The following is a 12,062-nucleotide window of genomic DNA, read 5'->3' on the forward strand; positions in this document are numbered from 1 at the left end:
GGTAAACCCGCTCCCACAGGCAACCCCCCCGAACCTGTGGGAGCGGGTTTACCCGCGAAGAGGCCGGCACTGACGACACCAGCCTCAACTACCCTGAGGGGGAAGCCCCCGCAGAGGTAGCCGCCCGATGTACAAGGACCTCCAGTTCCCTATCCTCATCGTCCATCGGGCGATCAAGGCCGACAGCGTCGCCGGCGAACGGGTGCGTGGCATCGCCGACGAACTGGCCAAGGACGGCTTCGCCATCCTCGCCGCCGCCGACCAGGCCGAGGCGCGCCTGGTGGCCGCCACCCACCACGGCCTGGCCTGCATGCTGATCGCCGCCGAGGGCGTCGGCGACAACAGCCGCCTGCTGCAGAACATGGCCGAACTGATCCGCCTGGCCCGGCTGCGCGCGCCCAACCTGCCGATCTTCGCCCTGGGCGAGCAGGTCACCCTGGAGAACGCCCCGGCCGAGGCCATGGGCGAGCTCAACCAGCTGCGCGGCATTCTCTATCTGTTCGAAGACACCGTGCCGTTTCTCGCCCGCCAGGTGGCGCGGGCCGCGCACACTTACCTCGACGGTTTGCTGCCACCGTTCTTCAAGGCCCTGGTGCAACACACCGCGCAGTCGAACTACTCCTGGCACACCCCAGGCCACGGCGGCGGCGTGGCCTATCACAAGAGCCCGGTGGGGCAGGCATTCCACCAGTTCTTCGGCGAAAACACCCTGCGCTCGGACCTGTCCGTGTCGGTGCCCGAGCTGGGCTCGCTGCTCGACCACACCGGCCCCCTGGCCGCCGCCGAGGCGCGGGCGGCGCGCAACTTCGGCGCCGACCATACCTTCTTCGTCATCAACGGCACCTCCACTGCCAACAAGATCGTCTGGCACGCCATGGTCGGGCGCGGCGACCTGGTGCTGGTGGACCGCAACTGCCACAAGTCGGTGGTCCACGCGATCATCATGACCGGCGCCATTCCCCTCTACCTGTGCCCGGAGCGCAACGAGCTGGGCATTATCGGGCCGATTCCGCTCAGCGAATTCACCCCGGCGTCGATCCAGGCGAAGATCCAGGCCCATCCCCTGGCTCAGGGGCGGCCGGCGCAGATCAAGCTGGCCGTGGTCACCAACTCCACCTACGACGGGCTGTGCTATCACGCCGGCCTGATCAAGCAGACCCTCGGTGCCAGTGCCGAGGTGCTGCACTTCGACGAGGCCTGGTTCGCCTATGCCGCCTTCCACGCGTTCTTCGCCGGCCGCTACGCCATGGGCACGCCCCGTGGCGAGGATGGGCCGCTGTTGTTCAGTACCCACTCCACCCACAAGCTGCTGGCCGCCTTCAGCCAGGCGTCGATGATCCATGTGCAGGATGGCGCCTCACGCCATCTGGACCGTGACCGTTTCAACGAAGCGTTCATGATGCATATCTCCACCTCGCCGCAGTACAGCATCCTCGCCTCGCTGGATGTGGCCTCGGCGATGATGGAAGGCCCGGCCGGGCGCTCGCTGCTGCAGGAGATGTTCGACGAGGCCCTGAGCTTTCGCCGGGCGCTGGCCAACCTGCGCGAGCACATCGCCGCCGACGACTGGTGGTTCAGCATCTGGCAGCCCCCGCTGGCGCAGGGCGGCGAGCGCCTGGATGTGGCGGACTGGCTGCTGCAGCCGGGGGCCGACTGGCATGGCTTTGCCGAGCTGAGCGACGACTATGTGCTGCTCGATCCGCTCAAGGTCACCCTGGTGATGCCGGGAGCCGGTGGTGGGGCAGGCGAGCACGGCATTCCGGCCGCAGTGGTCAGCAAGTTTTTATGGGAGCGGGGGCTGGTGGTGGAGAAGACCGGCCTGTACAGCTTCCTGGTGCTGTTCTCGATGGGCATCACCAAGGGCAAGTGGAGCACGCTGCTGACCGAACTGCTGGAATTCAAGCGCCACTACGACGCCAATACCGCGTTGGCTGACTGCCTGCCCAGCGTGGTGACGCAGCAGCCGTCACGCTACCAGGGGCTGGGGCTGCGCGACCTGTGCCAGCAACTGCATGCCTTCTACCGCGGCAATGCCACGTCCAGGCAGCTCAAGTTGCTGTTCACCCGTTTGCCCGAAGTGGCGATGACCCCGGCCGAGGCCTATGACCGGATGGTGCGCGGGGAGGTGGAAGCGGTGCCGATCGAGCAACTGCTGGGCCGGGTCGCGGCGGTGATGCTGGTGCCGTACCCGCCGGGAATTCCCTTGATCATGCCGGGCGAGCGCTTCACCGAGGCGACCCGCTCGATCCTGGTCTACCTGGATTGCGCCCGGGCCTTCGACCACGGCTTCCCGGGTTTCGTCGCCGATGTGCATGGGCTGCAGCGCGAGGGGACGCTTTACACCGTCGATTGCGTCAAGGAATGCGGATGATCTCGACGCCGGTCTGGGCCAGCTCGAAGCGGTCGTCGCCCAGGTGGTTGACGCGGTCGCCGATGGCCAGTCGATAGCTGGTGACCGGCGCGCCGAGGGTGCTGCCGTCGGCCTGCAGGGTGGATTCCTGGAACTCGTGGACGGGGTAGATACGGCCTTCGGCGTCGCGGGCGTGGAACTGGCCGACCATTACTGCTGCCATTTAGGTGGAAACCTCTGAATCGTGTAGGAAATGTCTGTAGGCGTAGACCAGCGAAACGCCCGGGAAGTTTTCAGCCGAATGGAAAAAAAACGGGAAGCCGAGGAACGGTCATCTATAACTAACAGGTCCCATTCCCAGAGCAGAGGTTGCAAAACGCCATGAGCCAGGTCTATTCGGTAGCGGTCGTCGTCGGCAGCTTGCGCAAGGAGTCCTACAACCGCAAGGTGGCCCGCGCGCTGTCTGAGCTGGCGCCGTCCAGCCTTGCCCTGCGGATCGTCGAGATCGGCGGCCTGCCGTTGTACAACGAAGATGTCGAGGCCGAGGGCGCGCCCGAGGCGTGGAAGCATTTTCGCGATGAGATCCGCCGCAGCGACGCGGTGCTGTTCGTCACCCCGGAGTACAACCGTTCGGTGCCGGGCGGGTTGAAGAATGCCATCGACGTGGGCTCGCGGCCCTATGGGCAGAGCGTGTGGGGCGGCAAGCCGGCGGCGGTGGCCAGCGTGTCGCCGGGGGCGATTGGCGGGTTTGGCGCCAATCACGCGGTGCGCCAGTCGCTGGTGTTCCTCGACATGCCGTGCATGCAGATGCCCGAGGCGTATATCGGCGGGGCGGCGACGCTGTTCGATGACAGCGGCAAGCTGAACGACAAGACCCGGCCCTTCCTGCAGGGCTTTATCGACAGGTTCGCGTCGTGGGTGAAGTTGAACCGGGCAGTCTGATGGTTCTCGGTTGTCTGCTCTGACGCCTTTGCGGGTAAACCCGCTCCCACAGGAAAATCACCGACTTCCAAGGCAGTGATATCCCTGTGGGAGCGGGTTTACCCGCGAAGAAAGTAACACCGACCTGTCAGGAGGCCTGCGGCATCTCCCCCTTGGCCAACCGACGGTTGATATCGGCAATGACCTCGGGCAGCTCGTTGATGGTGTCGATCAGGTAGTGCGGGCGCGATGCGGCAAACATCCCATGGATCCGCTTGCGCTCGCTCTCCAGCTTCTCCGTGCTCAACGCCCGGTAGCCTTCCCAGGTCAGCCCCAGGGCATTGCCCGAGCACACCAGTGCCACGGTCCACATCCCGGCGCGGCGGCCTTCGAGAATCCCCGGCACGGTGTCGTCGACCTTCACGCAGGCGGCCACGTCGTCGATGCCCAGGGCAATCACGTTGGCCAGCGCCTGGGCCGGCCACGGGCGGCCGTTCGGCGTCTCGTCGGTGGCCACCACATGGTCGGCCACGTAGCCGTTCTGTGCGGCCAACTCGACCACCTTGTCCATCACCACCTTCGGGTAGCCCGAGCACGAGCCGATCTTCAGGCCGTCCTTGCGCAGCCCGGTCAGGGTGTCCAGGGCGCCTGGAATCAGCGCCGAGTGCACGGCGATCTTCTCGATCTGCAGCGGCATGAAGCGCTCGTAGATGGCGGTCACGTCATCGTCGGTGGGCGTGCGGCCGAACACCTTGCGGTAGCGCTCGGCGATTTCCGGCACGTCGCACAGGGTGCGGATATGGTCCCACTTGCCCATGCCCATCGGGCCACGGGCTTCTTCGATGGACACCTGCACGTCGAACTCGGCGAAGGCCTCGACGAAGATCTGGGTCGGGGCGAACGAGCCGAAATCGACCACCGTTCCGGCCCAGTCGAGGATGGCGGCTTGCAGCTGGGTGGGGTTGCTGTAGTTCATGTGCGCGTTTTCCTTGAATTGGGTGGGCAGAAGGTCAGATGTCCAGCACTTCCATCTCCCGCAGCACGTCGGCCACGGCATTGACGGCGGCCTGCATGCCGTCGGCGCCGACCACGCCGATGCAGCCGACGCGGAAGGTCTCGACCTGGGTCAGCTTGCCCGGGTAGAGGATGAAGCCCTTGGCCTTGACCCGCTCGTAGAAGTCCTTGAACTGGTAGCGCGGGTCTTTCGGCGCGTGGAAGGTGACGATGATCGGTGCCTGGATTGCGGCGGGCAGGAAGCTCAGCAGGCCGATTTTCGCCATGCCGTCGAGCAAGGTCTTGCAGTTGTCGGCGTAGCGCTGGTGGCGGGCGGGCAGTCCACCCTCTTCGTTGTACTGCTGCAGCGCTTCGTGCAGGGCGGCGACCACGTGGGTCGGTGGGGTGAAGCGCCACTGGCCGGTCTTGGCCATGTAGGCGTGCTGGTCGTGCAGGTCCATGGCCAGGGAGTGGGCGTTGCCCTCGGCGGCGGCCAGGGCGGCTTTCTCGGCGAAGACGAAGCCCATGCCCGGCACGCCTTCCAGGCACTTGCCGGAAGCGGCGATCAGCGCCTCGAAGGGGATCTGGCGGGCGTCGATCGGCAGCGCGCCGAACGAGCTCATCGCGTCGATGATCAGGCGCTTGCCGTGGCGCCGGATCACCTGGGCGATCTCGGGCAGCGGGTTGAGGATGCCGGTGCTGGTCTCACAGTGGATCAGCGCCACGTGGGTCACGGCGGGGTCGGCGGCCAGCAGGCGGTCTACGTCGGCGGCGGTGGTTGGTTGGTCCTCGGCGGTCTCGAAGGTGCTGAAGTCGCGACCCAGCACCTTGCAGATCTTCGCCAGGCGCTGGCCGTAGGCGCCGTTGATCAGCACCAGCACTTTGCCGTCACGGGGTACCAGAGTGCCGATGGCGGCCTCGACGGCAAAGGTGCCGCTGCCTTGCAGGGGCACGCAGTGGTGGCTGGCGCTGCCGTCGATGATGGCCAGCAGTTGTTCACACACGCTGGCGGTCAACTGGTTGAAGTCGCGATCCCACGAGCCCCAGTCCACGAGCATGGCCTGGCGGGTGCGGATCGAGGTGGTCAATGGACCGGGGGTCAGCAGGATCGGGGCGTTGCTCATTCCGTGGTTCCTCACTTGCGGTGGGCTGGAAACTTAGTGGGGCTAGGTTGCAATTCACCGATCCATCAATCAAATTGTTTGTAGATATGCCAGCTATAAGTAAGGCCGATAAATATGAACCTGTTCCAACTCCGCGCCTTCGACGCCGTCGCCCGCGAGGGCAGTTTCACCCGCGCCGCCGAGCGGCTGTTCATCAGCCAGCCGGCGGTCACCGGGCATGTGAAGGCGCTGGAGGAGCACTACCAGATCACCTTGCTGCGTCGCACCGCCCGGCGGGTCGAGCTGACCGAGGAGGGCACGCGCCTGGCGGCCATCACTCGGGCCATGTTCGGCCTGGCCGAAGAGGCCCAGGCAATGCTCGAGGCCAATCGGCAATTGCTGACCGGGCGCCTGGAGGTGGCGGCGGACGGCCCTCACCGGGTGATGCCGATGCTGGCGCTGTTGCGCGAACGCTACCCGGGGATCACCGTCAACCTGCGTCTGGGCAACGCACAGGAAACCCTCGCGGCGCTGCTTTCGGAGCACGCCGACGTGGCCGTGCTGACCGAGATCGAACCACGCAAGGGGCTGCACCTGCAAAGCCTGTGCGAGTCGCGGCTGTGCGCGTTACTGCCGGTGGGGCATGCCTGGGCGAAGGTCGAGGGCGATCTGCCGCTGGCCGAGCTGGACAAGCAGATCATGGTGCTGCGCGAACCCAGCTCGACGACTCGCCGCACCTTCGACAAGGCCTGTGGCGGGGCTGGGGTGCAGCCACGCGTGTTGCTGGAACTGGACAGTCGCGAGGCGGTCACCGAGGCGGTGGCGGCGCAGCTGGGCATCGGTGTGGTGTCGTCCACCGAGGTGGCCAACGACCCCCGTGTGGTGGCCCGGCCGCTCGGTGGCGCCGGGCTGGTCAACCAGCACATGCTCGGCTGCCTGGAGCGACGCCGCGAGCTGCGTCTGATCCAGGCGTTTCTCGACCTGGATAGCGGGCAATAAGGCAGGCCTGGCGTTTTTTCCGTGCGGGCCTAAGATGGCCGGCAGATACCTGACTGGATTGTCGATGAGCGAGAAAGACACCATCTCCATGCAACTGGTGCGCGAAGCCCTGTTGCAGACGTGCCCGGACGGCACGCCGGATGCCGTGCTGCTGGGCTGCGCGGGGATCGACGCGACCCAGCTCGAGCGGCCCGAGGCGCGGGTCAGCGCCGAGGCGTATGCCCGGCTTTGGCGGCTGCTGGCGCGTCGTTGCAACGACGAGTTCTTCGCCATGGACCCGCGTGGCCTGCGCAGTGGCAGCCTGGAGTTCCTCTGTCGGGCGAGCATGGCCCAGCCCACCCTGGGCGAGGCACTGGACGTGGCCCTGGGGTTCCTGTCGCTGATGCTGGAGGACTTGCAACCGAGCCTGGTGCGTCAGCAGAGCCTGGCCGAGATCGTCATCAACGAGCCGCGCGACACACCGCGCCGGGCGTTCACCTACTTCACCTTCTGGATGATCGTCCATGGCGTTGCCTGCTGGCTGGCCGGAAGACGCATCGCGATCCTGGCCATCGAGCTGCGCTGCGCCGAGCCGCCCTTCTGCGACGATTATCGGGTGATGTTCTCGGAAAACCTGCACTTCGAGCGGCCACGCACGCGCATGATCATCAGCGCTGACTGTCTGGCAACGCCCATGCGGCGTACGCTGGTCGAGCTGCAGCGTTTCCTGGCCGAGGCGCCGGGCAACATCCTGGTCAAGTACCGCGACCCCGACAGCCTGGCGCGGCGTACCCGCACCATGTTGCTGGGTCAGGAGCCGAGCACCTGGCCGGACGCCGAGCGCCTGGCCGCGAGTCTGTGCATGTCGGTGTCGACCCTGCGGCGGCGGCTGTCGGAAGAAGGGCACAGCTATCAGGGCATCAAGGACAGCGTGCGTCGGGAGCTGGCGATCGCCTGGCTGGCCGAAGCCGACCTGGGTCTGGCCGACATCGCCCTGCGCCTGGGATTCGCCGATGCCAGCTCGTTCTACAAGGCGTTTCGCAAGTGGTTCGGCTGCAATCCGGGGCATTACCGCAACCTGGTCCTGCCAGCGACGCCGTAGAGGGTTCGTTTCCCGCTGTCACGCTCGAGAGGCACTGGCTAGTGTCCGCTGTCCATATGAACAGCAGGATGCGACCCCATGTCATCGACAACCCAAACCCCGCCACCCACGACCACTCTCAGCGACGAGGCTGTCATTGATGGTTTCATCGCCACGCGGCTGCCGGACTGGCTGAAGCACGCCCCGGCCGACAGGATCAAGGCCTTGCGCGAAAGCTTCAGCGCGCACATGGCCAGTGGCCGGCAAGTGACGGCGGCGACCCAGGGACTGCTCTCGCCATGGCAGTTCGCGCAGCAGGCATTCTCGCCGTTGATCAAGGAGATCCTTCCAGGCGGGCCGGACCTCGAACAGATGCAGTGGCTGGACATCCGTTTTGGTCGGTCCGAGGTGATCTCCTCGCCCTCGATGGAGCGCCGCGAGGTGCGTTTTCCGGCCCTGTTGAGGCTGATGCAGGGCTTTGCAACGGACAGCCAGTTCTTCGAAGGCAGCGGCCTGGTGCGCAAGGACGACGACCAGGTGCTGTCCGCGGCTCCGGAGCAACTGGCCAGGCGCTGCCATGCCCTGGATGCCGGGCAGCAGTACCAGGCGTTGCTGACGGGAATGTTCAGTGCATCGACACTGGCAGTGCTGGCCAAGCATCAGTGCACGGCGTTTGCCCTTGCCTGTGAGCGTGCGGCCGCCGAGTCGTTGATCGATATGGACACGCTCGCTGCACTGAAACGGCTGACCGAACCGGCGGTGCAGTCGTCGCCAGGCCCGGTGCAGGCCTATGCCGGAGAGCTGCGGATGTTGCAGTGCACCATCGAGAACGGGCTGCTGGTGCAACTGCGGGATGCTACGGGTGCATCGAAGGGGGTGGTGTACTACCTGCCCGCCGATGAGCAGCGCCCACTGCGCCATTTCGCCTCGCAGCAATTGCTGAGCGACTTTCTCAAGGAGCACCTGTCCACGCCGCAGCCGCACAAGCAGATTCGCCTGCTGGTCAGTCTGAAGGAGCGTGCCGGCTTCATGGGGACGCTGGACATGCGCCTGTCCGACGATGAGGCGGATTTCGAACTGCAGGGGCGGGTCGTTCAAGGCGACATTTTCGAGGCCCTGGCGCGCAACCAGGTCAATCGCCTCAAGGAACAGGGGCGTCTGGTGCTGGTTCCGAGCGCGGATGCGGATCGGCAGTTGTCCGAGGAACGATTGCGGCGCTGGCAAGGCCTCGGGCTGGACGCGCTGGGACTGGTGGGCCTGGCGGTGCCGGTGGTGGGTGTGGCGCTTTTCGCGAAAATGGTCTGGGACACCCTGGGCGAAGTCTATGAAGGTGCCGTGGACTGGCATGAGGGGCACCAGCACGAAGCCATGCAACACATGCTGCAGGTGGCGGAAACCGTGGCGGTGACCGGCGCCCTCGTGGTGGGGGCGGGGGTGGTCGCCAGTACCCTTCGCAGCGGCTTCGTCGATGCACTGGAACCGGTGAATGTCGAGGGTGCCGGCGAGCGGTTGTGGAACCATGACCTGAAGGTCTATGAGTCCGATCCGGGCGCCGCCGTGCTGCAGGACGATGGCCTGTATGCGCTGGACGGACGTCAGTGGTTGCGCGTGGGCGATCGCTACTACGAAGTCCATCGGCCGGTCGCTGCCAAGCCTCGGCGGCTCAGGCATCCGCGTGCGGCCGATGCCTTTGGCCCACTGGTTGAACACAATGGCGAACGCTTCTGGCGACTGCGCGTGGAGAGGCCGCTGGAATGGAGCGACAGCGCCTGCATGCTCAACCGCTTGTGGTCGTGCGATCCCCCCTTGGATGATGGGCAAGCGCAGCAGATCCTGCGTATCGCCGGCATGGAGCCTGAGGAGCTGCGCGGCGTGCTGGTGGAGAATCGCCCGGCGCCGGTGAATCTGGGCGAGACACTGCGCCGGTTCCACGCCGACCAGCGCATCACGCGGGTATTGGAGGCCGCGCGGGCGCCCGATGCGGTGATCACCGATGCCAAGGTGCTCGAGTGGGCGCGGAATCAGTCAGGGATGGCGGCCAATGACGGCAAAACGCTCGCTGCCTGGTTGGTTGACGTACACCCTCAAGTGCAGGGGCAGTTGCTGGAGCATCTTGCTGGCGTGCCGGCTCCGGTGGACGAGCTGGGTGCCTTGGTCAAGCGCGACTTCCCCAACCTGCCGGATGTCTATGTGGAAGAGGCGGTGCGAGACACCGATCACACGCTGCGCAGGGTGGCCCTGCTCGAATCGCGCGTGCCGGTGACGCTGGCCAGGTGCGCCCGCGCCCTGTCTCAACTGGTCCGGGTCAATCGTGCGCTGGAAGGGGTGTTTTTCCAGGCGAGCTACAGTAACGACACCGGCGTGCTGGTGCTGGCGCAGCTGGAGCGCCTGCGGAATTGGCCAAGGTCTGTCAACTTTGAGCTTCGCGAGGGCAATGAGAGTGGCCGGTTGCTGGCGATCATGAATCCCCAGGAATCCAGTGATTCCAGGATCGTCCTTGTATGGCGCCGGGGGCGCTTCCATCTCTATGACAGTCAGGGGTTGGAGCTGGAGGACGAGGTGCCGGAGCCGGCGTCGATCTTCGACGCCATCTCGGTGTTGCTGAAGGAAAGTGACCGAAAAGCCATGGGGATCGAAGGCGCCGACTGCGCTCGGCGGTTGCGCGAGGCGCTCATCAAGACCTTGCCTTCCAGCCGCAGCGGTGTCCTCGATCGGCTCGGCCTGCGGGCCACCACGCCATGGTTCAACCCTGGAAAACGACTGGCCGACGGTCGGGTCGGCTATACGTTGGGCGGTTCGGTCTCGCGTTCGGCAGGAGGATCCCTGCGTGCGCGAATCCGTGCACTGTATCCGGGTTTTAGCGACGACGAGATCGAGACCTATCAACGCAAGCTGCACCAGGGTGTCGCGAATCCTTATCAGGTGTTGTTGAGCCTCGAGCGCAATCTAGCCCTGCTCGAGGACACCTTGGAGTTCTGGGTGATCGGGACGCCCGACCGGGACATGCGAACGGTCCGTCGCCAGCTGTCCCATCGACTGTGCGGTGCCTGGCGCTACGATGGCGAGATGATCAGGAATCCCTACGGCGAGGCCGAGGGCATGCTGCTCAATATCAGTGGCTGGCGGGTCGGTTCTTTGCCGGTACTGCCGGCCAGCGTGGATTTCGACCATATCAGCGAACTGGTAATGGCGGGCATGGGGCTGGATCAGCTGCCAGCGAGTTTCCTGCACTGCTTCCAGTCCTTGCGCACGCTGAACCTCAACAACAATCAGCTCACGGCCCTGCCCGAAAGCATCGCCGACTTGCCACGCCTGCGCGCGTTGCACCTGATGGGGAACCGCATTCGCATGGGCGAGCACGACCAACAGCAGTTGGCGAACCTTTCTCGCTTGCATCTTCTGGACCTGAGTCGTAACCCCATCCGTTCGATGGCGTTGCGTTTCCACCAGTTGCCACAGCTGGCGACCCTGCGCCTCAATCACTGCGGGATGCTCAGTATCCCGGGCGGTATCGAGCGCTGCGGGATGTTGCTGGTGGCCGATCTGAGGAACAACCTGATCTCGAACATTCCACCCGAGCTGCTGCGGATGCCCTGGGAGTTCAGGCACCACCTCAGGATTCGCGGCAATCCGATCCCGCACCGAACCATCGCCCGCCTCTATGGCCTCGATGCCCAAGCGGCCCACCTGGTGCCCGATCCTGCCGGAGCGCCATCCGTGCGGCCCTGGCTCGAACGGGCGGTCGAGGCCGAGCGACCTGCGCGGGAGGCGATATGGCAAAGACTGCATGCCCTGGACGCAAGCAGCGAGTTGTTCGAGCTGATGGCGCAGTTGACCCAGACCACCGATTTCAGCAAGGCCAGGGATTATCTGTCCGAGCAGGTCTGGACGTTGTTCGCGAGCATTGACAGAGATACCGACCTGCGCGAGCGAATCTTTGCCAGCGCCAGGGAGGTGCAAGGCTGCCACGACAGTACCGCCGAACGGTTCAGCCGCCTGCTGCTGGAGGAAATGGTGTACCAGGCCAATCGCAAGGCGTCGTCGGGAACGGCGGGGGATCAGTTGCTGGCGCTGGGCCGCCAGCTGTTCCGGCTTGAATGCCTCGACCAGTTCGCCCAGCAGGATGCGGCAAGGCGGCTGACCACACACCCGGATACCGACGTGCTGGAGGTGGTATTGGGTTATCGGGTGCGCTTGGCTGCGCAACTGCAGTTGCCTGGGCAACCCCGGACCATGCGTTTCGAGCAGCTCGCCGGCATCACTCCCGAGCGCGAGCGCGACGCCCTGGCAGCGGTGCGGGCCAGCGAGGCGACCGACGAGCTACCGCAAAGCCTGTGCGAGCGCGAGTTCTGGGGCACCTACCTGCGCCATCGACATGCGAAGGCATTCGCGGCCATCGCTGAACCCTTCCAGGCCCGCGGCACGGCACTCGACAAGCAGAGCGAGACGCTGGGCAGCGAGGCCTACGCGCAGCAGTGGAACGACCTGAAGGTCGAGCGCGAAGTTGCAGAACATGCCCTGACCTGGCAGCTCACGCGGCAAGCCCTGGTAACGGTCGAGCAGGGCGAACTGCTCGATCCGGTCGAATCCGCTCAGCCCGATTGACAGCTTTGGCCATTGCCGGCGGAGCTGACCG

The 12,062-nt window shown here is 65.4% G+C and carries 8 protein-coding genes; 5 read left to right on the forward strand and 3 right to left on the reverse strand.

Features of this window, described 5'->3' with window-relative positions:
* The first annotated feature begins 127 nt into the window (after nucleotides 1–127).
* Nucleotides 128–2,371, forward strand: a complete 2,244-nt coding sequence (locus DMX06_RS18325) for an Orn/Lys/Arg family decarboxylase (RefSeq protein ID WP_110738749.1) — start codon at nucleotides 128–130, stop codon at nucleotides 2,369–2,371.
* On the opposite strand, the gene DMX06_RS18330 is transcribed toward DMX06_RS18325, so the two are convergent.
* The gene (locus DMX06_RS18330; RefSeq protein WP_028690532.1) at nucleotides 2,355–2,573 is read right to left on the reverse strand and encodes a hypothetical protein; all 219 of its coding nucleotides are present in this window, start codon (nucleotides 2,571–2,573) and stop codon (nucleotides 2,355–2,357) included. The two genes, DMX06_RS18325 and DMX06_RS18330, sit on opposite strands and share 17 nt — an antisense overlap.
* Before the next feature lie 158 nt (nucleotides 2,574–2,731).
* On the opposite strand from DMX06_RS18330, the gene DMX06_RS18335 reads away from it, so the two are divergent.
* Nucleotides 2,732–3,292 carry an NADPH-dependent FMN reductase gene (locus DMX06_RS18335; RefSeq protein WP_110738750.1) on the forward strand — a complete coding sequence of 187 codons (561 nt, stop codon included), beginning with the start codon at nucleotides 2,732–2,734 and terminating at the stop codon, nucleotides 3,290–3,292.
* A gap of 127 nt (nucleotides 3,293–3,419) precedes the next feature.
* Here DMX06_RS18335 and phnX read toward each other — a convergent pair whose 3' ends face one another.
* Both phnX and DMX06_RS18345 read right to left on the reverse strand, forming a co-directional pair.
* Entirely contained in the window at nucleotides 3,420–4,247 is an 828-nt protein-coding gene (gene phnX / locus DMX06_RS18340) for a phosphonoacetaldehyde hydrolase (RefSeq protein ID WP_110738751.1), read from the reverse strand.
* Nucleotides 4,248–4,281: 34 nt separating this feature from the next.
* Nucleotides 4,282–5,388, reverse strand: coding sequence for a 2-aminoethylphosphonate--pyruvate transaminase (locus DMX06_RS18345; protein WP_110738752.1), 1,107 nt, complete (start codon nucleotides 5,386–5,388; stop codon nucleotides 4,282–4,284).
* 114 nt (nucleotides 5,389–5,502) lie between these two features.
* Between DMX06_RS18345 and DMX06_RS18350 the strand changes: the two genes are divergently transcribed.
* The 3 genes from DMX06_RS18350 to DMX06_RS18360 all read left to right on the forward strand — a co-directional run bounded on the left by DMX06_RS18350 (nucleotide 5,503) and on the right by DMX06_RS18360 (nucleotide 12,031).
* Complete coding sequence (locus DMX06_RS18350; RefSeq protein WP_110738753.1) at nucleotides 5,503–6,366, forward strand: LysR substrate-binding domain-containing protein; 864 nt, start codon at nucleotides 5,503–5,505, stop codon at nucleotides 6,364–6,366.
* Between the two features lie 64 nt (nucleotides 6,367–6,430).
* On the forward strand, nucleotides 6,431–7,447 hold the full coding sequence (locus DMX06_RS18355) for an AraC family transcriptional regulator (protein ID WP_110738754.1): 1,017 nt from the start codon (nucleotides 6,431–6,433) through the stop codon (nucleotides 7,445–7,447).
* Nucleotides 7,448–7,525: 78 nt separating this feature from the next.
* Nucleotides 7,526–12,031 (forward strand): NEL-type E3 ubiquitin ligase domain-containing protein, encoded by a 4,506-nt coding sequence (locus DMX06_RS18360; protein WP_110738755.1) that lies wholly within the window; start codon nucleotides 7,526–7,528, stop codon nucleotides 12,029–12,031.
* The last annotated feature ends 31 nt before the right edge of the window (nucleotides 12,032–12,062 follow it).

Source organism: Pseudomonas mosselii, assembly GCF_003205295.1.
GTDB classification, from domain to species: Bacteria; Pseudomonadota; Gammaproteobacteria; order Pseudomonadales; family Pseudomonadaceae; genus Aquipseudomonas; species Aquipseudomonas mosselii_B.

What these genes read in the sequence shown, in the direction of transcription:
- DMX06_RS18325 (WP_110738749.1), top strand. Translation starts at nt 128, where the DNA reads ATGTACAAGGACCTCCAGTTCCCTATCCTCATCGTCCATCGGGCGATC.
- DMX06_RS18330 (WP_028690532.1), bottom strand. Translation starts at nt 2,573, where the DNA reads ATGGCAGCAGTAATGGTCGGCCAGTTCCACGCCCGCGACGCCGAAGGC.
- DMX06_RS18335 (WP_110738750.1), top strand. Translation starts at nt 2,732, where the DNA reads ATGAGCCAGGTCTATTCGGTAGCGGTCGTCGTCGGCAGCTTGCGCAAG.
- phnX (WP_110738751.1), bottom strand. Translation starts at nt 4,247, where the DNA reads ATGAACTACAGCAACCCCACCCAGCTGCAAGCCGCCATCCTCGACTGG.
- DMX06_RS18345 (WP_110738752.1), bottom strand. Translation starts at nt 5,388, where the DNA reads ATGAGCAACGCCCCGATCCTGCTGACCCCCGGTCCATTGACCACCTCG.
- DMX06_RS18350 (WP_110738753.1), top strand. Translation starts at nt 5,503, where the DNA reads ATGAACCTGTTCCAACTCCGCGCCTTCGACGCCGTCGCCCGCGAGGGC.
- DMX06_RS18355 (WP_110738754.1), top strand. Translation starts at nt 6,431, where the DNA reads ATGAGCGAGAAAGACACCATCTCCATGCAACTGGTGCGCGAAGCCCTG.
- DMX06_RS18360 (WP_110738755.1), top strand. Translation starts at nt 7,526, where the DNA reads ATGTCATCGACAACCCAAACCCCGCCACCCACGACCACTCTCAGCGAC.